Below are 25,646 nucleotides of genomic sequence, written 5' to 3'. Positions count from 1 at the left end.
AAGGGATACCTATGTCATTTGCTGAAGATGTAAAAAATGAATTATGCCAATATGAATCCTCTAGTGATGCAGATTTGGCCATGAAAATTGAAGCGTCTTGCTTATTGCGCATGGGTGGATCTATCATTCTGGGGATGAAGGGTGCTGTTGGTATTAGATTGGCTACTGCAAATAATGCAGTAGCTCGTCGCTTGTTAGGCATATTAAAAAAACAATATGAATTACCTACCAATGTATTAGTACGACAAGGACTAAACTTGCGTAAGAAAAATATGTATACTTTATCTGTAGAGCCATCTATAGAAGGGCGAAAGGCGTTAGAAGATCTTGCTTTATGGCCTGTAACTGAACAAATTCCTCGTAGTTGGCTTAAATCTATGGAGGCACGACGTGCTTTTTTACGGGGTGCTTTTTTAGGCGGTGGCTCTGTTAATAAGCCACAAAGTGACTATCATCTCGAGTTTATGACGGGGAATGAGAATTTTGCAAAGGAAATTATTCATGTATTGCGGCTCTTTCACATTCATGCAGGATTGACGGAGCGTAAAGAAGAATATGTGGTATACCTTAAAGAAGGCGACGCAGTCACGAATTGCTTGCAGATTATGGGGGCTCAATCAGCACTGATGGAATTTGAAAACGTGCGCATAATGAAAACTGTGCGAAATCAAATTAATCGACAAGTAAACTGTGAGACTGCAAATTTGCAAAAGGTTGTAGATGCTGCAGTACGCCAGGTGAAGGCTATTCGAATTATCGATAGAGAAATTGGTATTGATGAGTTGCCTGAAAAGTTGCGGATTGTAGCAAGATTGAGATGGGACAATCCAGAAGCGAGTCTGAAAGAACTTGAAGAATTGATGGATGGCGAATTATCTAAGTCGGGTATTGGACATCGTTTAAAGAAAATTGAAGCATTAGCACTTACGTATGACCCTATGGGGCTTGAAGAAATATAGAGGTATTAATATATGTTTTCTTATAAATCAAAATATTGTGTAGCCGCAGCGATGGCCGCCATGGCTGCTCTTACAGGCCATGTAGAGGCTCGTGATATAGATTTACAATCAATTGGATATTTTCAGTTTTCTCCGTTGCCACCAAGCTTGGTGTCTCAAACGGATACATTGCTATTATCAGATAGCCCTGAATATGTAGGACCAGTAGGCGGTACACTTAGTGCTGGTACTATTAATGGGAATGGCCGCATTTATTTTTATCACGTAAATGAAATGGATCAGCCCCATAAGATTGCTATCGTACTAGAAAATCAAACGGCATATCCTAATACTGTTCATGTAATGAGACAGTTAAAATCTGTGGCAACGCCAGACTATTTTGCTGCTGGTCGCGATTTATCCCGCAAGGATTTAGAGCATCCTTTAGATGAAAGTCCCAATGCGAGACCATTATACTCCCTAAGCATTCCTCCCCAAGGGCGCCAATTAATCTTTACTGATTTGGAAAATACACCGGTATATCAAGATGCGTTATTTACAGGCATTGTAGATATTAAAACAGAGGCGCCAATCTTTGCCCGCGTTATGATGCTACCTATGGGCATGGATGCCGTCGATGCATCACATTGGGCTAAGAACTTACCTATTGATGAAATTCAATTGCGCGGTACATATACTGGTTCAAAGCGTAATATGGAGGTTACTACACCTTTTGATACAGCCTTAGGCGGTGCTTTTGTTGAAGTTGGTAACGACCGTGAGGATGCCTTTATCAATGGTGTAGATGAAATGCAAAATAAAGCATTTGTTCGTGACCGTGGTAACTATGGTGTTTCATACACTTTAAAAATTCCTACAAAGGGTAATGAACCGTTTAGATTGTATTTTAACCCTCTTGGTGGGCCATATTCTGGCTCCTTTACGGTAAAAGCACTTCATCAACAAGGTGCCCGTAGAGGTCAAACCGATACGCGTACCTATCATATCGGTGGTGCTGATGGGATTACTGCACTAGGGGACGGTACTATATTAGATAGCCGTCTTATGGGTAATTATAATGCAGGCGATTTGTTAACATTAAACTTCATGCCGGCAGGTGCATCTAATTTGCCAATACGATTCTTATTGATTCCTGAATCTCTTGCAAATCCGCAAAAACATCAGACTATTGCGGTCAATGTACCAAAAGATGTAAAAGATAGTTTAGGTCATCCAACGCAAAGTGGTACACAAATTCCTGTAGGTCCTATCAATGGTAAAGATACTAATAAGGGAACTGTAGATACATCTAAATCTACTATGACTCCTGCAAAACAGGCAGAAACAATTGCTCACGAAGAAACAAAAAAATTGAGTGTTAAAGCTGCGGCAGATGCTAAAAAAGAGGCACAACTCAAAAAAGCAAAAGATGCAGAAGAAGCATTAGCGCGTAAGAAGGCTGAAGAAGCTCGTATAGCAGCAGAAAAGGCCGAATTGGCGCGTAAAGCAGCAGAAGCAAAACATGCTGAAGTGGAGCGCAAACTAGCAGAGAAAGCTGAGGCGAATCGCAAAGCTGCTGAATTGAAGGCGGCTCAAGAAGCACAAGCTGCAAAAGAAAAAGCTGCATTAGAAGCTAAAAAAGCTGAAGAAATGCGCCAAGCAGAAGAAGCTAAACGACTAGAAGCTGAAAGAAAAGCTGAGCTTGATCGAAAAGTAGCTGAAGCACGTAAGGCCGAAGAAGAACGTAAAGCTGAAATGGCTCGTATTGAAGCAGCACGAAAGGCTGAAGAAGCTAGACAAGCCGCAGAAGCCAAGGCTCGATTTGAAGCACAACGGGCAGCAGAAAAGGCAGCGTTAGAGGCAAAAAAAGCTGAAGAAGAACGCTTAGCAGCTGAAGCGAAAGCGCGTTTAGAAGCACAGCGAAAAGCAGAACAAGAAGCATTAGAGGCACGCCGCGCAGAAGAAGCACGTAAAGCTGCAGAAGCGAAAGCTGCTTTAGAAGCACAACGTGCTGCTGAGCAAGCCGCTCTTGAAGCGAAGCGTCAAGAAGATGCTCGTAGAGCGGCAGAGGCTAAGGCTGCTTTGGAAGCACAACAAATGGAAGCAGCAAGAAAAGCAGAAGAGGCTCGTCGTGCGGAGGAAGCGCGTAGAGCAGAAGAAGCTCGAATTGAAGCGGAACGTAAAGCTGAGGCCGCTCGCGTAGCAGCAGAAGCAAAACGAGCAGAGGAAGCACGCAAAGCTGAAGCTGCGAGAATTGAAGCGGCGCGTAAAGCTGAACAAGCTCGTTTAGAAGCAGAAGCACGTAGAGCAGAAGAAGCTCGGAAAGCAGAAGCAGCTAGACTTGAGGCACAACGTAGAGCTGAACAGGAACGACTCGAAGCAGCGCGCCGTGCTGAAGAAGCTCGCATTGCTGCAGAGGCTAAACGTGCCGAAGAAGTGCGTAGAGCCGAAGAAGCTCGTCGCATAGAAGAAGCAAGACGTGCCGAAGAGGCTCGTAAAGCAGAGGCGGCTCGTATAGCGGCGGAAGCTCGTAAGGCAGAGCAAGAGCGACTTGCTGCAGAACGAGCTGAAGCAGAACGTCAAGCAGCCGAGGCACGACGCCTTGCTGAGGAACGATATAAAGCGCAACTAGAGGCAGAACGTAAAGCTGAAGCTGCCCGTCAACAAGCGTTGGCTCAAGCTGAAATAGAGCGTAAAGCAAAAGAGCGTGCTGAAGCTATTCAACGTGTCCGAGATCAACAAGAGAGTGCTCGTCGTCGTGCAGAACTTGCACGTCAACAACTTGAAGCCGAACGTAAGGCTGCTCAAGCATCTAAGAGGACTCCTTCCTTCAGTGAACTTGATGATATTCATGGGGATACATCAAATGTAACTATTCCAAATGCTGTATCCATTGATGAGTTGACAAAACCTAGACCGACTGCATCTCAAAATACACGTCGTCGTGAGCAACGTCAACCTCAATTGTCGCCAAATCAGCAATATGTGCAGATAGATCCTGTAGCGAATGAGCCGCAACAAGATCAAATGCCATATACTCCACAAAATGAACAGCAAAATGATGAAGAAAACCCACCAAGATTATATCCATTAGGTTAAGACCCTTAATTTCTAAAAAAAATTTTAGATTAAAGTTTAAGATATAGAAGTGGATTAATAGCTGTTTAAATATAGAGAGGACAAGCAATTTTATATGCTTGTCCTCTTTTTAAAATCCATATGAATTTTGTGTTTTACATTGACTTTCAAAGGTGGATTCAGTACAATAAATAAAGAAATGCATATATGGTACGAGAGACCATTGCATAATACAATACCTTTTAATTTAGTCCAGAGAGGCTGAGAAAGGAATATAGTTGAAGTGCCCATAGGGGCTTCTTTGTGCAAACTATTTGACCTTTTGCCCTGGGCAAAAGGTCTTTTTTGTTACGTGAGTTAGGAGGAAATCATGGGACAAGTTAGCCTAAAAGGCAAAGATTTATTGGGTTTGCAAAATGTGTCACCTGAAGAAATCAAATTGATTTTAGATGTGGCAAAGAAAATGAAGAAGATTGTTCTTTCTGATGACAAGAAGGTTCCACTTTTAAAGGGGAAATCCATTATTAACCTTTTTATGGAGCCAAGTACTCGTACCCGTAGTTCCTTTGAGTTAGCCGGCAAATACTTAGGGGCTGACGTGATCAATCTTTCTCCTAGTGGATCTTCCATGGGTAAAGGTGAAAGTTTCCGCGATACATTGTTAACTATGTCCTACATGGGCACAGATGCTATCGTAATGCGACACAGCGCAGAAGGTGCACCTTTATATGCTACGAAAGCCGTAGATCCTATTATCATTAACGCAGGCGATGGCGCTCATGAGCATCCAACACAAGCATTACTAGATATGTATTCTATCTTAGAGAAAAAGAAATCTATTGAAGGCCTAAAGGTGGTTATCCTTGGGGATATAATGCATAGTCGCGTAGCACGCTCCAACATTTATGGCCTTACAAAAATGGGGGCTGATGTACATCTAGCTGGTCCTCGTACAATGGTATATCCAGAATTTGAAAAATTAGGTGTTACCGTACACCATGATATTCGTGAAGCAGTGGCTGATGCAGATGTAGTTAACGTACTTCGCATTCAATTAGAACGCATTCATTCTGCATTGTATCCTACAAATAGAGAATATGCTCGTATCTTTGGTATTAACAATGATGTATTAAAATTAGCTAAAGATGATGTAATGGTAATGCATCCAGGTCCTATGAACCGCGGCCTTGAAATTGCACCAGATGTAGCATATTCTGATCAATCCGTAATTCAAGAACAGGTACGTAATGGCGTAGCTGTACGTATGGCTGTATTGTACTTAACTATTATCGGAGGTGACGGTAGTGAGCTTGCTTATTAAAAATGGTACGGTAGTTAATCCGGCAAAAAAACAAAACGAAGTAGCAGATGTTCTCGTAAAAGATGGTAAAATTGCAGCCATCGGTCAAAACTTGAGTGCTGAAGGTGCTGAAGTTTATGATGCAACAGGGCTTATCGTAGCACCTGGTCTTATCGATATTCACACACATTTGCGCGAACCAGGCCAAGAAGCTAAAGAAGATTTCCACTCTGGTACACAAGCGGCTGCTGCAGGTGGTTTCACACGTGTTGTCACTATGGCTAATACTAACCCAGTTGTAGATAATGCTGCACTTGTAAGAGGTTTACAAAAACAGGCTGAACTCACTGGCGTTGTGAAAGTAGAATTTATTGGCGCTGTATCAAAAGGCCTAGAAGGTAAGGAACTTGCTGAAATGGGCGATATGGCAGAAGCTGGTGTAGTAGCATTCTCCGATGATGGTCACTATGTAGAAAATGCTGCATTTATGCGTCGTGCCTTAGAATACTCCTCCATGTTTAATAAAATGGTTATCGACCATGCAGAAGATATTACATTGACTAAAAATGGCCATATGCATGAAGGTATTGTTTCTTATGAATTAGGTGTTATTGGTCGTCCTGCAGTAGCTGAAGATTTGGCTGTTGCTCGTGATATCTTGTTATCTGAAATGACAGGTGGTCATATCCATATCGCCCACGTAAGTAGTAAAAATACTGTAGATATGGTGCGCCGTGCGAAGGCTAAAGGCCTTAATGTAACATGTGAAGTTACAAGCCAACATTTATCTTTCACAGATGAATACCTACGCGAATATAACCCAGCATTCAAAATGGCTCCTCCAATTCGCTCTGAAGATCATCGCCAAGCATTATTAGAAGGCTTGAAAGATGGTACAATCGATGCGATTATTACAGACCATGCACCACATGCATATGAAGAAAAAGACCATGAATTCTGCTGTGCACCAAATGGTTTCAGTGGCCTCGAAACATCTTTGGCGGCGGTTATTACCAATGCATATGGTCCTGATAAACTAAGCATCGATCAAGTTGTGTACTATATGAGTACTCGACCAGCTGAGTTGATGCACCTTGATGCAGGTGTTCTTGAAGTTGGCAAGCCAGCAGATATTACCGTATTCTCCACGACTGAAGAATGGACAGTAGATCGAAATAAATTCTATACAAAAGGTAAAGTTAGCCCATTTGATGGTATGACTGTTACAGGTAAAGCTAAACTCACAGTCGTTGATGGCAAAATTGTTATGAAGGAGGGCGTAGTCTTATAATGAAAGGCAAGTTAGTTCTTGAAGATGGTTCCGTGTTTGAAGGTTCCTTATTAGGTGGCGCCCCAACGGTAGGCGAAGTTGTATTTAACACAGGTATGACAGGGTATCAAGAAATCTTGACTGATCCATCCTATGCGGATCAAATTATTACATTAACCTATCCTTTAATTGGTAATTATGGTACTTTAAATTCTATTACTCAAGGTCCTAAACCATATTGTAAAGGTTTTATTGTAGGTGAACTGTGTGACTTTCCATCTAACTGGCAAAATGAGGGGTTATTTAGTGAGTATCTTCGTTTGCACGGCATCCCTTGCCTTTATGATGTAGATACACGTGCTATTACACGTGTTCTTCGTAACCATGGTGTAATGAAGGGCGTACTTGTACGCTCTGATTATCCTATGGAGGATATTCAAAAATTGTTTAAACAAGACTTGCCAACAGATCAAGTTATGCGTGTAACTACAAAATGGCAAGGTATGCGTGGCGATAAAAATGCTGAATTCCACGTAGCGGTAATGGATTATGGTGTAAAGGAAAATATCCTTCGCTCTCTAGAAGCTGCAGGCTGTCGTCTTACTGTATTTCCTGCAGATGCTAAGGCTGAAGATGTGTTGGCAGCAAATCCAGATGGTATTTTTTTATCTAATGGCCCTGGAGACCCTCAAGATCTTGGCTATGCAGTAGAAGAAGTAAAGAAAATGTTTGGTAAGAAACCAATCTTTGGCATCTGTATGGGGCATCAAGTATTGGCACAAGCTTATGGTGGTACCACATTCAAATTGAAATTTGGTCACCGTGGTTCTAACCATCCTGTACAAGATTTACGTACTGGTCGGGTATATATTACATCTCAAAACCATGGTTATGCGGTAGATGATACTTCTTTGCCAGATTTCGTAGAAATTACACATCGTAGTGTAAATGATGGTACCGTAGAAGGTATGCGTCATAAAGAATTGCCAATCTTCTCCGTACAATACCATCCAGAAGCATCCCCAGGACCTACTGATAACCTATATTTATTTGACGAATTTGAAGACTTAATGAGAAAGGGAAAATAATATGACCTCAGAAGCAAAAAAAGTACTTGTAATTGGTTCTGGTCCAATTATTATCGGTCAAGCTGCAGAGTTTGATTATGCTGGTACACAAGCATGCCGTTCCCTTCGAGAAGAGGGTTATAAAGTAGTATTGGTTAACTCCAACCCTGCTACTATTATGACTGATACAGATATTGCAGACCGCGTATATGTAGAACCGATTAGTCTTGAATTCGTAACAGAAGTTATAAAAAAAGAACGCCCTTGGGGCTTGTTGGCTACATTAGGTGGTCAAGTAGGTCTTAATATGGCGGTACAATTGTCTGAAGCTGGCGTATTAGAAGAATATGGTGTAAAACTTCTTGGTACAACTCTTGAAGCCATTAAACAAGCGGAAGACCGTGAGCTTTTCAAAGAAGCGATGAAGGAAATCAACCAACCGGTTCCTGAATCCGATATCTTTAACGATCTTGAAGAAGCAGTAGCCTTTGCTAATCGTATTGGGTATCCTATTATCATCCGTCCTGCATACACATTAGGCGGTACTGGTGGAGGTATTGCCCATAATGAAGATGAAATGTATGAAATCACACGTCGTGGTTTGAAACTTTCACCAATTCACCAAATTCTAGCAGAACGTTCCGTTGCAGGCTGGAAAGAGATTGAATACGAAGTAATGCGCGATAGTGCAGATAACTGCATCATCGTATGTAATATGGAAAATATTGACCCTGTTGGTGTGCATACTGGGGATTCTATCGTTGTGGCACCAAGCCAAACCTTGAACGATATTCAATACCAAATGCTGCGTACCGCATCTGTAGAGATTATCCGTTATTTAAAAATCGAAGGCGGTTGTAACGTACAATACGCTTTGAATCCAAATAGCAACGAATATATTGTTATCGAAGTAAACCCTCGCGTATCTCGTTCCTCTGCATTGGCATCTAAAGCAACTGGGTACCCAATTGCGAAGGTAGCAGCAAAAATTGCAGTAGGCATGACATTGGATCAAATTACAAATGCTGTAACCGGTGAAACTAAAGCATGCTTTGAGCCGACTCTTGACTATGTAGTAACTAAGTTCCCACGCTGGCCTTTTGAAAAATTCAATTTGGCGGACCGCACATTGGGCACACAAATGAAAGCCACTGGCGAAGTTATGGCTATTGACCGTTCTTTGGAAGGCTCCTTACTTAAAGCAATTCGTTCCTTGGAAATTGGTTTAGACCATATTGAGCTTAAGAAAATCGCTCATGAGTCTATGGAACAATTGATCGAACGTTTACATTTAGTAGATGATGAACGTATCTATGTTGTAGCAGAAGCACTTCGCAAGGGAATCAGTGTAGAAAAAATCCACTATATTACAAAAATTGATACATTCTTTATTGAAAAAATCAAAAACATTGTTACTGTGGAAAAAGCATTGGCTGAGCAAGGTTTAACAGAGGATGTATTGCGCAAAGCAAAACGTTATTCCTTCACTGATTCTGTTATCGCTCGTTATGCTAATACAACTGTAGAAGATGTTCGTGCAAAACGTAAAGAATGGAATATTCTTCCAACATATAAATACGTAGATACATGTGCGGCTGAATTTGAATCTAAAACACCGTACTATTACAGTGCTTATGCACAAGAAGACGAAGTTAGACCACTAGGCGAAAAATCCGTAGTGGTACTTGGTTCTGGCCCGATTCGTATTGGTCAAGGCGTAGAGTTCGATTACTGCTCCGTACATTCCTCATGGGCCCTTCGTAAAGCGGGTTATCAATCTATTATGATTAATAACAACCCAGAAACAGTGTCTACTGACTTTGATATTTCTGACTCTTTATACTTTGAGCCATTGACTGTGGACGATGTAATGGAAATTATCAATAAAGAACAGCCAGCTGGCGTCATTGCTCAATTTGGTGGTCAAACGGCTATCAATTTGGCAGGCCCATTGGCAGAACGTGGCGTCAAAATCCTCGGTACATCCGTAGATAGCATCGATATGGCGGAAGACCGTGAACGCTTTGATGAATTGTTGGCGAAGCTTGGTATCCCTCGCCCAGTAGGTGCTTTGGTAACCTCTGATGAAGAAGCACAAGAAGCAGCTAAAAAGTTGAAATACCCGTTAATCGTTCGCCCTTCTTATGTATTGGGCGGTCGTGCGATGGAAATCGTATACAACGATAAAGAGCTTGATGTATACATGAAGGAAGCCGTAGTAGCATCTAAGGAGCATCCTGTTCTTATCGACCGTTACATGGTTGGTATGGAGGTAGAGGTTGACGCTATTTCTGACGGTACCGATGTATGTATCCCTGGTATTATGGAACAAATCGAACGCGCCGGTGTTCACTCTGGTGACTCCATGGCTGTTTATCCAGCTCAACATTTGAGCCAAGAATTGATTGATCAAATCGTTGATTATACACGTCGTATTGCAGTAGGCCTTAATGTTAAAGGTGTACTTAATATTCAATATATCGTGGCTGATGGTGAACTTAACGTTATCGAAGTTAACCCTCGTTCTAGCCGTACTGTACCATTCATTTCTAAGGTTACAGGTATCAATATGGTAGAATGTGCAACACGCATTGCCCTTGGTGAAAGCTTAAAAGACTTAAGCTTACCACTTGGTCTTGTACCTAATAAACCATATGTAGCTGTAAAAGCACCTGTATTCTCCTTCTCTAAAATGGGCCTTGTAGAAATCGCTCTTGGACCTGAAATGAAGTCTACTGGTGAGGTTATGGGGATTGGTCGCACATATTCTGAAGCTTTATTCAAAGCTATCAATGGTGCCAACATGCGTATCCCAGAGGATGGTACAATCCTTATGACTGTTGCAGACCGCGATAAAGAGGAAGCTAGTCAATTAGCAAAAGGCTTTATTGATTTGGGTTATCACATTGAAGCAACTGGTGGTACTGGTAAATACTTCAAGGAACATGGCGTTGACTGCAAGGTAGTTAACAAAATCTCTGAAGGCGATGATAACTGTGCTGACCACATTCGTCAAGACAAAGTCGATCTTGTACTTAATACATTGACTGCAGGTAAACGACCTGAACGCGAAGGCTTCCAATTGCGTCGTCTTGCTGTAGAAATGGGTACACCATGCTTAACAAGTCTCGATACAGCACGGGAAGTATTGCGTGTTGTGGCGAATCGTAAAGATGATGCGAACTACACTGTAGAAGCATTACAAGATTTTGAATTGGAGTAAAATCATGAGTGGCTATGTAGAACAGGGCGAAGTCGTTCGCAATGAGCAAATAGGCTCTGATGTGTGGATTATGGATGTTCACGCACCAAAACAAGCAGCAGAAGCAAAGGTAGGACAGTTTTGTAATGTTCGCGTAGCGGATTCTACGGCACCATTGTTGCGCCGCCCTATTAGCTATGCTGGATTTGATGCCCGAAAGGGTACGATTACCCTTTTGTATCGCGTCGTAGGCAAGGGGACTGAAATTATGACACGTCTCGTGCCTGGTGATACATTAGATTGTTTAGGTCCTTTGGGCGAACCGTTTGTAACATCTAATAATATGCTTCTCGTTGGCGGTGGCGTTGGTATTGCACCGATGCTATGTATCGCATCCCATTTGCAAAAAGATGAAGAAGCACAAGTTATTCTTGGTTTTAGAAATGAAAGCGAAACCTTCTGGGCTGATTTATTTAAAGATACGCCTGTTCAAGTCCACATCACTACTGATGATGGTAGCGTAGGTACAAAAGGCTTCCCTACAGCAATCATGCCTGACCTAATTAATGCTAATTCGTTTACCTCTGTTATGACTTGTGGTCCTATGCCTATGATGAAAGGCGTAGCACAAGTGGCTAAAGAACTCAATGTGCCATGCCAAGTATCTTTAGAAGAGCGCATGGGATGTGGTACGGGCGGTTGCTTAGGTTGCGCTTGTGATGGTGCCGGTGGCAAACGTTATAAAGTTTGTAAAGATGGTCCTGTATTCCCAGCTGAGGAGGTGTTCTTTTAATGCGTGAACGCGATTTAAATAACACCGTTACGCCTAATCCAAAGCTCGCCATCGATTACTGCGGGATTAAGATGAAAAATCCTATTATCGCTGCATCTGGTACCTTTGGTAATGGCCCTGAGTATGCTGGTTATTTAGACCTTAGTAATGAAGTAGGTGCTATTTCTGTAAAAGGATTAACACCTAAAGGTCGTCATGGCAATCCTGGTACTCGCATTGCAGAAACACCATCTGGCGTATTGAACTGTATTGGCCTTGAAAATCCTGGGGCTGAACATTTTGTTAAAGAAATTCTGCCGGATATTAAGAAATATGATGTACCTTTATTAGCCAATATGTCTGCGGGCACAATTGATGAGTTTACTTGGATGGCAGAGACGTTATCTGTAGATGGTATTGCAGGATTAGAAGTAAACGTATCTTGCCCAAATGTAGAATGTGAAGGCATGGCCTTTGGTGTAGATCCAAAGGTCGTTGAATCAGTAACTAAAGCGGTTCGTAAGGTAACGGATAAACCTGTTATCGTTAAGCTTTCACCAAATGTAACAGACATTGTAGAAATCGCAAAAGCCGTTGAAGCAGGCGGTGGCAATGGGGTAAGTCTAATTAATACCTTGTTGGGCATGGCTATAGATATTCACCGTCGTAAGCCTGTATTGGGTAATACTTACGGTGGATTATCAGGCCCAGCCGTAAAGCCTGTGGCTCTTCGCATGGTTCATCAAGTTTATAAAGGGGTAACTATTCCTATTATTGGTCTTGGTGGTATCATGACTGGCACAGATGCTATCGAATTTATGATGGCAGGGGCGCAAGCCGTTCAAGTTGGTACAGCTACGATGGTAGATCCAACAGCAATTTCACGTATTACCCGTGAAATGAGCGAATATGTAGAACAATATAATCTTAACAGCATCACTGATATTGTAGGTGCTGTTCATCAAGCTTAATAAAATCATATCTACGGTGAACTTAAGCAACCATAAGCATTGCCGTAATGTAAGATCTGATACAAAAAGACCTAGTACAAATTGTACTAGGTCTTTTCTTATGTATTGTATTGGCATCTATAATCAAATAGGTACCAATCATATGAGCTGTTAATGTCATAGTATGGTAATAGTATGTACAAATATGATTATACATAGGCTTTGTAAAAGTCAATAAATTGCTGTGCTACTGGGGAAAGTGCATGGCCTTTAAGTGTGATAAAAGCTTTTTTGAAATCCCCCGAGAATTCTGGCAATTTGATGCGGGCCATTTTGCGATGATTAATGAGTTCCTTAGCGTCCATTGGGACTAAAGAAACTGTACGACCAGAAGAGGCCCACTCAATAGCTGAGCTTTTTGTTGTAGTTATAGCTACCGCATTAAGTTGCTCCATATCTGTTAAGCTAGATTGCATAATCATTCGAACAGAGCCACCAGAAAGGGATAGAGGACATTTTTTTATGTCTTCCCACGTGATGGTATCATGCTCACGATCTGTCCAGAATACATCACGACGGAAAATAGCGTATAAATGCTCTTCTTGGGTAAGCAGGATATCGAATTTATCGATATCTACCATTTGAATATTGGCGATACCTAATTCGGCGCTACCGTTGATGAGTTGGGTCACTACATTTGTCATAAGTCCTTCATAAATTTCAAAATGGACAGATGGATATTTCATGGAAAAAGCTGGTAAATATTGCTGTACGATTGGCGTTGAACGAGATGCAGACGTCGCAATACGTAAAGTACCTTCAATGCGTGAATTCAATTGTTGTACAGCATTATATGTAGATTCTTCAATAGAGCAGAGTTGTTGTGCTTTTTCGTAGAAGATTTTACCAGCATCTGTTAATTGCAAGTTTGATCCTCGTTGGCCGCGTTTAATGTTGATTAATTGAGCCCCAAATTCAGCCTCTAAATATTTCAACTGCTTACTTAACGCTGGTTGTGTAATATGAAGAATCTCTGCGGCCTGTGTCATATTGCCCGTTTGAACAAGGGTAATAAAATTGTGGTAGTAAGATGTATCCATAGAATCTCCCTATTATACACATAATATGATAAATAAAAATTATAACGAACTAAGTAACGGTCATTTCACATTTAATAAAATGCTATATATACTAAATTCAACAAAGTAATAGAAAGTAAATTGAGTTTTAAAATATCTTTCTATACTTATCACAAATTTTGATATACAACAAGAGTTAAGAAAGTAGGTACTACTATGGGCGTGGTAAAAAGAACCTTAGGTCAAGCAATTCGTAATTGGGAAGCACGTAGATTAATGACGGCTCGTAATAAAATTAGCCGGAAAAAACAATTAGAACGAGTATGGCCTTATCCTATGACTAAGGAAAAACGTCGTGAACTCGGTCAAGGCATAGCCGGTTTAGTTAATAACGGCAATTAAAAGTTTGGAATCTACTAACTAGATTAGTTATCTAGTGGTAGTACCACCTCAATAGAATCTAATACAGTACAAGTAGCAGCTCCATGACTTATGTCTTGGAGCGCTTTTTGTATGCGCTCTACATCAGTAGGTGGTATTAGAATTGTAATGTCTACATATTCACCAAAGCTTGCTTCATAATGTAAATTTTCGTCCTGTAAATATCTTTCTACTGCTCCATACAGCGAATAGTCAATCTTTGCTTGTACTCGGGTTCGTGTTGTATGTAGTTCTTTAGGGGCAAGACGTAAGGTTTCCGCAACAGAGTGTGAATAGGCCCGAATCAAGCCACCAGCGCCCAATTTAATACCTCCAAAATAACGCGTTACGACGACGGCTACATTGGTAATGCCAGTCTTTTTGAGTACTTCTAGCATTGGTTTACCTGCTGTACCTGATGGTTCTCCATTATCGGAAGATCGTTGTTGTTCTTGCCATAGGCTGTACAGTTATGGCGCGCATCCCAGAATTCTTTATTGATGCGGCTTATAAAGGTTTGGGCTTCCTCTTCAGTCTTGCAAGGATATACAGTTGTTATAAACCGTGATTTTTCAACAACATATTCATGGCGAAATTCTTTTGCTAGAGAAATAAATTCCACCGTAGGGCTTATTGATTCAGACATATATTCACCTCCTTTGGAATCAAAGTTTATGTTTATTCATCATCACTTTATTATAATCTATTTATGAAGGCTATGTATAGGTAAAAGAGGTTAATTCCCTTGTAAAAATGAAATAACCCTCTATATTTGGTAGGATATTGACGTAATGAGAATTTATGTTATTATTAAATATAGATATATGAGTAGTTACTCATGAAATATGTTCAATATTGAAGTTTTAGAGTATATTAAACATTCTTAGTGAACCTGTTTATGGCTATTTTATTTACAATAAGGTATATATCATTTTTATAGACCGATGTTTAGACGTATATTTAAGTATATAGATACAAAATATAGTACGGATTTGTAATAATATAGTAAGTTGTAAGATAAGATATATGTATCTACAGAGTAGAAAGGCCTGTGAATATGAGCGTAAAAAAACAAGAATTTGATATTACAGGTATGCACTGTGCAGCCTGTGTAAAACGTGTTGAAAATGTTGTTTCTAAACTTGATGGCGTAGAATCTGTTAAGGTTAACCTCTTAACTCGAAAGGGGAGCGTTGAATATAAAGACGGGGCTGCTGTAGATTCACAACAGATAATTGATGCCATTACGAATATCGGCTTTGGTGCTGCAGAAGCAGACGAAACAAAGCAAGAAATAGAAAAGGTTAACTTAAAACCTCATATTATACGACTTATTATTGCTGCTTGTATGGCGGTACCGATGATGATTAATATGACCTTACATCGATTTGGTATTCAGGCATTGCCTGTATGGGTAGAGTTTGTTCTTGCTACTATTGCTCAGTTTGGTCCTGGTCTCATGTTCTATAAGAGCGCCTGGAGTGCAGTGAAAAATGGGGCGCTTACGATGGATGTACTCGTAGTAATGGGCACGACGGTAGCTTATCTATTCAGTATCTATAACTGGCAATTTCACCCTGAATTAGGCCCTCATGGAATATATTTTGAAACCTCTGCGTGGCTCATTACCTTTATCCTTCTTGGTAAACTCTTAGAAGAGATTGCAAAAGGCCGTACCTCCGAAGCACTTCAAAAATTGATTGCCTTACAACCTGCAACGGCTCATGTGTTGCGTGATGGAGAATTTATTGATATCCCTACATCTAAGGTGGTAGCCGGTGATATTTTACAAGTTCGTGCAGGTGAAAAGATCCCCGTTGATGGCACGATTACTGAGGGATATTCCACAGTAGATGAGGCTATGCTGACCGGTGAAAGCTTACCGGTAGAAAAACAAGTTGGTTCTGAAGTTATTGGTGCTACTATAAACCTAAGTGGTGCTTTTACCATGGAAGCCAAGCGTATCGGTTCCGATACGATGTTGTCTCAAATTATCAAGGTTGTAGAAGAGGCACAAACCTCCAAGGCTAGTATTCAACGTATTGCAGATATCGTGGCTCAATATTTTGTACCGACCGTTATTGGCCTTGCTGTTTTGACAGGTCTTGTGTGGTACTTCATTATGGGAGATTCTATTAACGTTGCTCTCATTAATGCAACAGCGGTACTGGTTATCGCATGTCCTTGTGCGCTTGGCCTTGCTACACCAACATCTATCATGGTTGGGTCTGGCCTTGGTGCGGAACACGGTGTGCTCATCAAGAGTGCAGAATATCTTGAAAAAGCGGGTAAACTCGATGCCATTGTTATGGATAAAACCGGTACCCTTACACAGGGTGTATTGGATGTGACGGCTTTCAAAAATTATAATGGTGATGAAAGTACTAATATGTCTATTATGATGGCTCTTGAAAGTGGTACATCTCATCCGATTGCAAAGGCCATGGTTTACTATGGTGAAGATCATGGCTATAAAGGTAAAGCTGTTGAACTTGAAAGTTTTGCTGATGTACCAGGTAAAGGGTTACAAGGTGCATACCAAGGCGTATCCGTACAACTTGGGCACAGTCGTTGGATGAATGAACTAGGTTATGATTTAACGGCGGTTCAAGAAGATATTTTACAATTTGAAGAACAAGGTGCTTCCGTATCTGTTCTAGCTGTAGATGGCGTTGTTAGTGCTTTGTGGGCTGTAGAAGACGAATTACGTCCAGAAACTATTGAGGTTGTAAAAGAGTTACATGCTCAAGGTATTGATGTATGGATGCTTACAGGTGATAATCGTCGAACTGCTCAATATATTGCTAAGCAAGCAGGTATTACTCATGTTATAGCTGAAGTATTGCCTCAAGACAAGGCTAGTAAGGTAAAAGAATTACAAGATAAAGGTCTTGTAGTGGGGATGGTTGGTGACGGTATCAATGATGCTCCTGCTCTCGTTACGGCAGATATTGGTTTTGCTATTGGCAGTGGTACAGATATTGCGGTAGAAGCAGCCGACATCGTCCTTGTACGAAATGATTTACATACCTTGGTACAAGCAGTACGACTCAGCCGTAAGACAATGACCAATATTAAACAAAACCTATTCTGGGCATTGATCTTTAACTGTATCGGTATTCCGTTGGCCGCAATAGGTGCACTAAATCCAATGATTGCGGGTACAGCGATGGCATTTAGCTCTGTAACAGTCGTAGGTAACTCGCTTCGTTTGAAACGAGCTAAAATTTAAGATTATATATAATTGAATACTATAAAGCACCTATACGGGAGGTATAGGTGCTTTATTATATCTACTGATAAATCTACAGACATATAGCTAAGTATATATCTTTTATATTTTGTATTAAGACGTGGAATGGATATTTAATTCCTATGATAATGGTGTTTTTAGAATGCTTATGATTTGTTATACTGAATATAGTGATTGATTTAAAAGAGAGGCTCATGATTATGAAATTAAGTACTCGAGACATTGTCTATATTGGTTTTATTGCCGCGTTATGTGCAGTGGCTACTACAATTCGCATTGAAATACCAGGTGGCGCTATGGTTCATTTAGGATCTGCTGCACTCTTTACAACATCTATACTTTTTGGTGGATTATATGGAGGCTTGGGTGCGGCAATTGGATCTGCACTATTTGATCTCTTTGGTGGTCATACACAGTACATCGTATTCTCTTTCTTTATTAAAGGAATTGCAGGACTTATCGTAGGTGGTATGACTGCAGGCTATTTGCCACCCTCTATTACAAAACCAACTGCATCCTTTGGTCGTATTTTAGTAGCCCTTATTATTGGTGCTGTTTGGACAGCTTTAGGCTACTTCCTTGCGTGGTGGTTCGTTCTTGAAAGTGCGGTCGTGGCGGCTAGTAAAATTCAATACTCTTTGATTACAAGTGCCGCAGGAATTGTGGTTGCTATTGTATTAACCCCTAAATTACAAACGATAGTGCGCAGATTGTTTACTAAAAATTAATTGCTACAATGTCTTAGCATGTTTTAGTTAGGCACTGCTAAAAAAGCTATAATAATCTGATACATTGATAAATAAACTATCATATCGATAAATACAAAAGCCTTTAGTTGCTAAATTAGTTTAGCGTCTAAAGGCTTTTTGGTTAGGTTATTATTTTATAATTAGTGATTGTATTAGCTATTAAACTATTAGAAATTACAAAGGTCGTTTAAGTTTTCTGCCATTGTAGGGTGTGTGAAGATTTGATTTTTGAAATATGTATATGGAATGTTATTATCCATAGCCATTTTAATTAAGTTGATCAATTCTTCTGCGCCTTGAGAATAGAGTGTAGCGCCTAGGATTAAGTCGTTATCCGCATCCACAACAATTTTAAAGGCGCCTTTTAAATAGTCGTTTACGTGTGCTCTAGGCATGGTAGCTACGAGCATTTCTTTCGTTTTAACCGTATATCCTTGGTTGATTGCATCTTCTTCTGTAAGACCTACACGAGAAAGTGGAGGTGTTAAGAAGGTAGTATAAGGAATATTTTTACGATCTTTTAAGGTATACTGGCTGTTACCAGTAAGTGTGCCAAATACGATACGGAAGTCATCAAGAGATATATATGTGAATTGAGGACCACCGTTTACATCACCGACTGCGTATACACCAGGGACGGAGCTTTCACAAGTATCATTAACTACAATAGCACCGCGTTCGTTAGTAGCGATGTCCGTATGTTCTAAACCGATATTAGCTGTATTGGCTTTGCGACCTGTAGCGTATAGAACAGCATCAAAAGTGTAGTTTTGATTATTAGCGGTGATAACTGGTTTGTCTCCATCATTGGATACAGATTCTAATGTTACATTATTAAGAATGGTAATGCCTTGTTCAGTTAAGTACTCAGTAGCTAGCTCTTGAACGATAGGTTCTTCGCGTTTTAAGATGCTAGATTCGATGTTGAATACAGTTACCTTAGCACCAAGTTTTGCATATAGACTTGCAAATTCAAGACCGATAGGACCGGCGCCGATAACACCTAATGTACTAGGTTGAGTAGGTAATTGTTGAATTTCTGTACTATTATAGAAACCTGTAGCCGTATCAATGCCAGAAATATTAGGTTTAATCGCTACAGCACCGGTGTTTATAACGATAGTGTCAGCAGATAATATAATCTTATCCTCGCCAGCGGTAACGGCGATTTCTTTATTGCTAATAAATGCACCATGCCCAGTATAGACATCGACATGTTCATTTGTATCTAACATACCGAAGTTTTTATTGCGTAAGCGAGATGTAACAACTTCACGTTGGTTTAATACTTGATCGTATGATAAGCCTTTTGATGCGGCAATGATCATCGTCTTAGTAGGGATACATGCGATATTAATACATGTACCACCGTACATTAGAGGATTTTCTTCAATCATGGCTACAGATTTGCCCATAGAGCCAAATTTTGCGGCTAAGGTTTTACCAGCTTTGCCGAAACCTAAGACGATAATGTCATATTGTTTGGTATTCATACAATACCTCCTATCTTTTATATTGAAAATATTAGATATTGATATTATAGCATATTATTATAGATATAAAAGTAGAAATTAGAATTAATTATCATTGATTATGAATTAAATTTGTCTAGAATGATTATGTTAAGGTAGTCAATTAGTTTATTGGTTTTTTGTTCAAGGGGATGAGATAGCTTGTATATCTGTGATTATATCAATAAATTAAGTGTGTTAAGTATTTCTACTTGACACATTTCTTTATGTACGGTAGTATATGTAAAGTAATATGACTTGACAGTGATGGAGGTGGCGAAATGGAAGAACGAGTGCTCATAAGTTTGCTCTTAGATTTCTATGGGCCATTGTTGACGGACAAGCAACGCATGTCCTTACAACTTCACCACGAAGATGATATGTCCCTTGGCGAGATTGCTGAGGAATTAGGCGTATCACGACAGGCTGTACACGATAATTTACAGCGTGCTCGACACATTTTAAATGATTACGAATCAAAATTGCACTTGGTGGCACAATATGAACAACGGGAAGGCTTGCTTTCACAGTTGAAAGCAACATTGCCTAAAGAGGTATTGGCCGAAACTAAGGTGCAACAAGTATTGGCGCAAATGGAGGGATATTATGGCATTTGATAGCTTGTCAGAAAAACTGCAAGAAGCCTTTCAATCCTTAAAGGGGAAGGGCAAAATTACAGAAGATGATGTCAATCTTGCGTTGCGTCAGGTACGTACGGCTCTATTAGAAGCGGACGTTAATTTTATGGTAGCGAAGGACTTTGTTAAGTCCATTAAGGAAAAGGCCCTCGGTGAAGAGGTGTTCGGTTCCTTGAATCCAGCTCAAACGGTTATTAAAATCGTAAATGATGAGTTAACGGCTCTCTTAGGTGGTACACAAAGTCGTATCATGATTTCTAGCAAGCCACCAACAATTATTATGCTCGTTGGTTTGCAAGGTGCTGGTAAAACCACGACAGCTGGTAAACTAGCTGTATACTTACGCAAACAAGGTAAACGTCCGATGCTTGTCGCTGCCGACGTATATCGTCCAGCTGCGATTACTCAGTTGCAAGTTGTAGGTAAGCAAATTGATATTCCAGTATTTTCGGATGAAACACCTGGTGCAAATCCAGTAGATATTGCGCGTCGTGCCGTAGAGCAAAGCACGCATATGTTGAAAGATGTTGTTATTATCGATACAGCAGGTCGTTTGGCAATTGATGAAGTCCTCATGGATGAGTTGTCCAATATCAAAGCTGCTGTTCGACCTCATGAAATTCTACTCGTTGTAGATTCTATGATCGGTCAAGATGCGGTAACAACAGCGCAAACATTTAATGAAAAATTAGGTGTTGATGGTGTTATCCTTACTAAACTCGATGGTGATGCGCGTGGTGGTGCCGCATTGTCTATCAAAGCCGTAACAGGGTTGCCAATCAAGTTCACTGGTGTGAGCGAAAAAATGGATGGTTTTGATGTATTCTATCCAGACCGCATGGCTTCTCGTATCCTAGATTTGGGCGACTTTAAAACATTGATTGAAAATGTTCAAGGTGCCATCGATGAAGAAGAAGCTCGTGAAATGGCTAAGAAAATGGCGAAAAATAATTTCACCTTGGATGATTTCTTAAAACAGATGAACCAGGTGAGAAAGTTAGGGCCATTACAAAATATTATTGGCATGTTGCCAGGCATGGGGCAAGTTAAGGATCAATTAAAAGACCTTGATTTGAATAGTAAAGAGGTGCGTCGTATTGAGGCTATCATTACATCCATGACGGCGGCAGAGCGAGAAAATCCAAGTATTCTTAATGGTTCTCGCCGCAAGCGTATTGCATTAGGTTCTGGTACACAGGTACAAGATGTAAATCGCTTGTTGAAACAATTTGAAGAAGCGCGGAAGATGATGAAGCGCATGCAAGGTTTACGTGGCGGTAAGGGCGGCTTCCCTGGAATGCCTAAATTGCCGTTTATGTAATACATGGGCAGGGGCGCTGAACTTGTCCATCCACATCAGTATAAGGAGGTGAATTTCACAATGTTAAAAATTCGTTTGACTCGTTTAGGTGCTAAAAAAGCTCCTTTCTACCGTATCGTAGTTGCTGACGCACGTGCTCCACGTGAAGGTCGTCCTGTTGACACAATTGGTCAATATGATGCTACTAAACAACCAGCTATCGTTAATGTAGACGAAGAAAAAGCTTTGGCTTGGTTAGCTAAAGGTGCTCAGCCTACTGACACTGTTCGCTCCTTGTTCAAAAAACAAGGCGTTATGCAAAAATTTGCAGACGCTAAAAAGTAATTAATAGAGAGGCATACTGTGATGATAGAATTAATTTCATTAATTGCGAAATCATTAGTGAAGCAGCCTGATGCCGTTTCTGTTACCATGGTCCAAAAGGGGAATGTGGAAGTTTATGAACTTCATGTAGCTCCAGAGGATATGGGTAAAGTCATCGGAAAGCAAGGTAGAATTGCTAAAGCGATTCGCTCTGTGGTGAAAGCGGCGGCTATTAAAGAGAACAAAAAGATATCTGTTGATATTGTTTAAAAGGGAGTATTCCAATGGAAGAAATGACATTACGTGTCCCTGTAGCAGTAAAAGCAAAAGTAACAGATGACTTGAAAGCGAAAATTGTTTCTGATCTTGAAACTCGCCTTGATATGGTGAATAAAGATTTGGAAGCAATTGAGTTTCAAGCTCAACGTATTTTGGCTGATGCAGCTAAAGTTGATGCTACAAGTCTCACTGCTATTCGTCAACAAATCGACGAAGAAAAAAATAAACGCTTGGCTTTCAAAGAAGAAGTAACAGCTAAATTGAAGGATGCTAAGGAGTTGTCTTTAGGAACTGAAATTCCTCAAGGTACATTAGAGCAAACAGTTACCGTTAAAATCGGGGATAATTTGGATGCCTTGATGGGCGCTGAAATCCTATTAGAAGACGGTAAGATCGTTGCGTTTCGTCAATAATGAAGCATAACGATTTGATCACAATAGGTGTTATCATCGCCCCGCACGGCGTGCGGGGTGATCTTCGTATTATGCCTCAAACCGATTTTCCAGAACGGTTTATGCATATGGATGCCTGTTACATCGATGGTAAAGAATACCACGTTGCATCCGCACGATTTCACAAACAATTTGTATTAGCATCTTTTAAAGAAATTCCTGATCGTAATACGGCTGAATTATTCGGTAAGAAAGAAATTCAAGTGCGCCGTGAAGATTTAGTAGAATTGCCAGAAGGTCGTTATTACATTTTTGATATCATTGGTCTCGAAGTGCAAGATACAAATGGCAATGTGCTTGGTACAGTTACTGATGTATTACAGCCTGGTGCTAATGATGTATATGTGGTCTCCAAAGATGGGGAACCAGATCAATTATTCGCAGCCATTGAAGAGGTCGTTAAAGACATCGATGTGGAAAATAAATTGATGATCGTAGATCCGCCTGAATGGATATAATCCTTTGGGCGGTTTTGTTTTATCTACATATAGGTATATTAGCGTAAAAGTTATATAATATAGCTATATATAGATAATACTAATGGGTTAATGTGAGTTAATAAGTACAGGGGACGGTTTATGCGTATTGATATTGTATCTTTATTTCCAGATTTTTTTGATGCGTTTTTTAATCATTCCATCATAAAACGAGCTATCGAGGCAAAACGTCTATCTGTAGATGTAACGAATCCTCGAGATTTTAGCCATAATAAGCATGGTCAAGTAGATGATACACCATATGGTGGTGGGGCTGGTATGCTCATGATGGCACCTCCTATTTTTGAAGCTGTAGAATCCGTTATTGCTCAATATGATAGTGATATTAATGATACTTATACCACAGATGAGATGTGTGATGAAATGAGTCTTATTGGTAATCCTAATGAAAGTATACGACGTCGTATTATCTTTATGGGACCTACAGGACAGCCTTTCACACAGGAGAAGGCTCGTGAATTGGCTAGCTATGATCAAGTGGTCCTTATTTGTGGTCACTATGAAGGTGTAGATTATCGCGTAGAGAAACATCTTGTAGATGAAACGATTTCTATTGGTGATTATGTATTGACCGGTGGTGAGTTGCCAGCTATGGTAGTTACTGATGCAGTGGCTCGCATGATACCTGGTGTATTAGGTGCGGCTAGTGGGGCACAAGAGGATTCTTTTTATGAGTCACTTTTAGAATGCCCACAATATACAAAACCACCAGAATTTAGAGGTTGGACTGTTCCAGATGTATTGCGTAGTGGTCATCATAAAAACATTGCCACTTGGCGTCAAAAAGAAGCACTTAAAAGAACTCGGTTGTTACGTCCAGATTTATTAGAGCGTCCATTAACAAAAGAAGAAATTAAGCTTTTAAAAGAGATAGTTGAGGAAGAGTCTGTAAGACATAAAGGTGAAGAATGAAACTATTCATGAACGGATAGGTTACTTTAAAGCTTAATTTCATTAAATTCCGTTTTTGAGAGGGAATAGAGCAAGACACGTATGATTTTGCCTATTCGAGCGAGGTTATTTATGGAGTTTAATTGTTATGATGTCCTTGAGGTTCAGGGCAGTCGTTATGTAATAACTGAAAAAATTAAATATAACGAGATTATTCCAAAAGCAGATCAAGAACAGGCCTATAAAGCTAAGCCGTCAATGCAAAAGTCGCCTGGTGATTATTGGCATGAATATGGCCTCGAGGATGTTGAGGGGTCTGATAATATATGGGTCACCATTGAATACAATGATAATGAATGGTGCACTGTATCTAGAACATCCTATCGCAAACGAGCACCGAAGGGCTTTACGTTACATCAAATTGGCTTAGAAAAGGTTGTGGCTGTAGATGGTGATAGTGGTGCTTCCGTAGGTGACAGGGCTGGCTATAAGGAATATCAATTGCCTTGTGAAGGCGGTGCTAGTGTATTCTTTGAAGAAAACTGGTTTAAAGGTGAGAAGATGTTCGCCGAAGGGGCACGTGTTCCTTTGAGGAATATTCGTCTCTGTAATGATACGGCAGCTAACGCTATTAGTAAAAAGAAACGGAATCAACGTTTGAAAAAACGCTTTGAAGGAGTTGCTAGTGCCATAGGGGTCGGTGCATTATTTTTTATGTGCCTTATTAGCTGGGAGGGCGATATGTCTTGGCATGACGTACGTGCTACATTCGGATTCCCATACACTGCAAAGGAGCATATGCACGATACATCCGTGTATTATACTAAGACGGATTCGGAGAATGAATATATATATACTTCCAGTTTAGATCCTGTAAGTACAGCCTTAGATTTAATCGAATCTTTAGACGGAGAGATTAGAAATGAAGGTGATGACCTACAAGAGGGGCGTGAAGTCATTGTATTCTATGATGCTAAGTCCGCCTATATTATTACAAATACGGACGGTCAAACCCGAGTTAAGGTGTGTGAGCCAGGAAAGTTGACACAAGAGGATCTAGATATTATTAATGGCACAATGCGAAAGTCCCATGTACTTGATTCCTATGCCTATATGGTTCGCCAAAAGGATAGTGGGGGACGCGATAAATTCTATAACGGATATAATCATAATGCGGCTAGTCCATATAACCGTTAACTATGAAAATAAAGGAACAATCTTAGGAGGTTTATCATGATTTATATTCCTGATGTATTATTGACGATTTTTTATGCTTGCTTTGGAATTTTCCTAATGTTAACAGCTAATACTGTTATTGATTTCTTTGTACCTGGCAAATTCAGTGAAGAAATTAAACGTGGTAACTGTGCTGTAGCATGGCTCTCAGCAGGTTCATTTATCGGAATTGGTGAGATTTTGCGAGCTGTTATTATGTCTCCTGTAGTGACTACAGCTGATACATCTTTATTGCACGGTGTTGTGGCCAGTATCGTATATGCTATTTTAGGTATTATATTGTTTGTAACCGGCTATATGTTTATTAATTTATGGCATCGAAAATATAATTTATCTGAAGAGATTATGCGTGGTAATACGGCAGCGGGTATCCTCGTATTTGGTATCTTTGTAGGTCTTGCTCTCGTTGTTAGTGGTGCTGTGCACTAAGGGAGTGTCCT

Annotated in this window: 22 protein-coding genes and 1 pseudogene; 20 read left to right on the top strand and 3 right to left on the bottom strand. The window is 40.3% G+C overall.

From position 1 onward, the window contains the following. Window positions 1-11 precede the first annotated feature (11 nt). The 8 genes from whiA (at window position 12) to HMPREF0873_RS09220 (ending at window position 12,598) form a co-directional block, all read left to right on the top strand. Window positions 12-959 carry a DNA-binding protein WhiA gene (gene whiA, locus HMPREF0873_RS09255; protein ID WP_008715758.1) on the top strand — a complete coding sequence of 316 codons (948 nt, stop codon included), beginning with the start codon at window positions 12-14 and terminating at the stop codon, window positions 957-959. 12 nt (window positions 960-971) lie between these two features. Beyond that, window positions 972-4,037 (top strand): ATPase, encoded by a 3,066-nt coding sequence (locus HMPREF0873_RS09250; RefSeq protein ID WP_008715757.1) that lies wholly within the window; start codon window positions 972-974, stop codon window positions 4,035-4,037. A gap of 349 nt (window positions 4,038-4,386) precedes the next feature. Further along, window positions 4,387-5,337, top strand: coding sequence for an aspartate carbamoyltransferase catalytic subunit (locus HMPREF0873_RS09245; RefSeq protein ID WP_004695535.1), 951 nt, complete (start codon window positions 4,387-4,389; stop codon window positions 5,335-5,337). Next, window positions 5,321-6,607, top strand: coding sequence for a dihydroorotase (locus HMPREF0873_RS09240; protein ID WP_004695537.1), 1,287 nt, complete (start codon window positions 5,321-5,323; stop codon window positions 6,605-6,607). The genes HMPREF0873_RS09245 and HMPREF0873_RS09240 overlap by 17 nt, the downstream gene beginning before the upstream one ends. After that, window positions 6,607-7,674, top strand: a complete 1,068-nt coding sequence (carA, locus tag HMPREF0873_RS09235) for a glutamine-hydrolyzing carbamoyl-phosphate synthase small subunit (RefSeq protein ID WP_008715755.1) — start codon at window positions 6,607-6,609, stop codon at window positions 7,672-7,674. Before HMPREF0873_RS09240 ends, carA begins: the two co-directional genes overlap by 1 nt. Window position 7,675: 1 nt before the next feature. Beyond that, the gene (carB, locus tag HMPREF0873_RS09230) at window positions 7,676-10,876 is read left to right on the top strand and encodes a carbamoyl-phosphate synthase large subunit (RefSeq protein ID WP_008715753.1); all 3,201 of its coding nucleotides are present in this window, start codon (window positions 7,676-7,678) and stop codon (window positions 10,874-10,876) included. Between the two features lie 4 nt (window positions 10,877-10,880). Continuing rightward, the gene (locus HMPREF0873_RS09225; RefSeq protein ID WP_008715751.1) at window positions 10,881-11,648 is read left to right on the top strand and encodes a dihydroorotate dehydrogenase electron transfer subunit; all 768 of its coding nucleotides are present in this window, start codon (window positions 10,881-10,883) and stop codon (window positions 11,646-11,648) included. Continuing rightward, window positions 11,648-12,598, top strand: a complete 951-nt coding sequence (locus HMPREF0873_RS09220; protein WP_008715749.1) for a dihydroorotate dehydrogenase — start codon at window positions 11,648-11,650, stop codon at window positions 12,596-12,598. Before HMPREF0873_RS09225 ends, HMPREF0873_RS09220 begins: the two co-directional genes overlap by 1 nt. A 188-nt stretch (window positions 12,599-12,786) precedes the next feature. On the opposite strand, the gene HMPREF0873_RS09215 is transcribed toward HMPREF0873_RS09220, so the two are convergent. Beyond that, window positions 12,787-13,677, bottom strand: coding sequence for a LysR family transcriptional regulator (locus HMPREF0873_RS09215; RefSeq protein ID WP_004695545.1), 891 nt, complete (start codon window positions 13,675-13,677; stop codon window positions 12,787-12,789). A 195-nt stretch (window positions 13,678-13,872) separates the two neighbouring features. On the opposite strand from HMPREF0873_RS09215, the gene HMPREF0873_RS09210 reads away from it, so the two are divergent. Further along, on the top strand, window positions 13,873-14,058 hold the full coding sequence (locus HMPREF0873_RS09210) for a hypothetical protein (protein ID WP_004695548.1): 186 nt from the start codon (window positions 13,873-13,875) through the stop codon (window positions 14,056-14,058). Between the two features lie 23 nt (window positions 14,059-14,081). Here HMPREF0873_RS09210 and HMPREF0873_RS09205 read toward each other — a convergent pair. After that, window positions 14,082-14,722: pseudogene (locus tag HMPREF0873_RS09205) on the bottom strand (YigZ family protein). Between the two features lie 411 nt (window positions 14,723-15,133). Between HMPREF0873_RS09205 and HMPREF0873_RS09200 the strand changes: the two are divergent. Together HMPREF0873_RS09200 and HMPREF0873_RS09195 are read left to right on the top strand one after the other, a co-directional pair. Continuing rightward, complete coding sequence (locus tag HMPREF0873_RS09200) at window positions 15,134-17,308, top strand: cation-translocating P-type ATPase (RefSeq protein ID WP_038125896.1); 2,175 nt, start codon at window positions 15,134-15,136, stop codon at window positions 17,306-17,308. Between the two features lie 221 nt (window positions 17,309-17,529). Continuing rightward, the gene (locus HMPREF0873_RS09195; RefSeq protein ID WP_008715744.1) at window positions 17,530-18,057 is read left to right on the top strand and encodes an ECF transporter S component; all 528 of its coding nucleotides are present in this window, start codon (window positions 17,530-17,532) and stop codon (window positions 18,055-18,057) included. A 188-nt stretch (window positions 18,058-18,245) separates the two neighbouring features. On the opposite strand, the gene HMPREF0873_RS09190 is transcribed toward HMPREF0873_RS09195, so the two are convergent. After that, a complete protein-coding gene (locus tag HMPREF0873_RS09190) occupies window positions 18,246-19,571 on the bottom strand; it encodes an FAD-containing oxidoreductase (RefSeq protein WP_004695558.1) in 1,326 nt (441 codons plus the stop codon). 299 nt (window positions 19,572-19,870) lie between these two features. Here HMPREF0873_RS09190 and ylxM point away from each other — a divergent pair, with 299 nt between their 5' ends. The 9 genes from ylxM to HMPREF0873_RS09145 all read left to right on the top strand — a co-directional run bounded on the left by ylxM (window position 19,871) and on the right by HMPREF0873_RS09145 (window position 25,635). Further along, window positions 19,871-20,206, top strand: coding sequence for a YlxM family DNA-binding protein (gene ylxM, locus HMPREF0873_RS09185; RefSeq protein ID WP_004695559.1), 336 nt, complete (start codon window positions 19,871-19,873; stop codon window positions 20,204-20,206). Further along, window positions 20,196-21,548, top strand: coding sequence for a signal recognition particle protein (gene ffh / locus HMPREF0873_RS09180; protein ID WP_004695561.1), 1,353 nt, complete (start codon window positions 20,196-20,198; stop codon window positions 21,546-21,548). Before ylxM ends, ffh begins: the two co-directional genes overlap by 11 nt. A gap of 60 nt (window positions 21,549-21,608) precedes the next feature. Beyond that, window positions 21,609-21,872, top strand: a complete 264-nt coding sequence (gene rpsP / locus HMPREF0873_RS09175; protein ID WP_004695565.1) for a 30S ribosomal protein S16 — start codon at window positions 21,609-21,611, stop codon at window positions 21,870-21,872. A 21-nt stretch (window positions 21,873-21,893) separates the two neighbouring features. Continuing rightward, window positions 21,894-22,121: a KH domain-containing protein gene (locus HMPREF0873_RS09170; protein ID WP_004695567.1), complete on the top strand. Its 228-nt coding sequence runs from the start codon at window positions 21,894-21,896 to the stop codon at window positions 22,119-22,121. A 14-nt stretch (window positions 22,122-22,135) separates the two neighbouring features. Further along, a complete protein-coding gene (locus tag HMPREF0873_RS09165; RefSeq protein ID WP_004695569.1) occupies window positions 22,136-22,543 on the top strand; it encodes a YlqD family protein in 408 nt (135 codons plus the stop codon). Then, window positions 22,543-23,040: a ribosome maturation factor RimM gene (rimM, locus tag HMPREF0873_RS09160; RefSeq protein WP_004695570.1), complete on the top strand. Its 498-nt coding sequence runs from the start codon at window positions 22,543-22,545 to the stop codon at window positions 23,038-23,040. The genes HMPREF0873_RS09165 and rimM overlap by 1 nt, the downstream gene beginning before the upstream one ends. A 120-nt stretch (window positions 23,041-23,160) precedes the next feature. After that, window positions 23,161-23,991 carry a tRNA (guanosine(37)-N1)-methyltransferase TrmD gene (gene trmD / locus HMPREF0873_RS09155; RefSeq protein ID WP_004695573.1) on the top strand — a complete coding sequence of 277 codons (831 nt, stop codon included), beginning with the start codon at window positions 23,161-23,163 and terminating at the stop codon, window positions 23,989-23,991. A 111-nt stretch (window positions 23,992-24,102) separates the two neighbouring features. Continuing rightward, window positions 24,103-25,167 carry a hypothetical protein gene (locus HMPREF0873_RS09150; RefSeq protein WP_004695575.1) on the top strand — a complete coding sequence of 355 codons (1,065 nt, stop codon included), beginning with the start codon at window positions 24,103-24,105 and terminating at the stop codon, window positions 25,165-25,167. A gap of 36 nt (window positions 25,168-25,203) precedes the next feature. Then, window positions 25,204-25,635, top strand: coding sequence for a DUF350 domain-containing protein (locus tag HMPREF0873_RS09145; RefSeq protein ID WP_004695577.1), 432 nt, complete (start codon window positions 25,204-25,206; stop codon window positions 25,633-25,635). Window positions 25,636-25,646 lie beyond the last annotated feature (11 nt).

It is taken from the genome of Veillonella sp. 3_1_44 (assembly GCF_000163715.1).
In the GTDB taxonomy this organism is placed as follows: domain Bacteria; phylum Bacillota; class Negativicutes; order Veillonellales; family Veillonellaceae; genus Veillonella; species Veillonella parvula_A.
The sequence above is the reverse complement of the archived record's forward strand: the minus strand, read 5'-3'. Positions and strand labels throughout refer to the sequence as shown.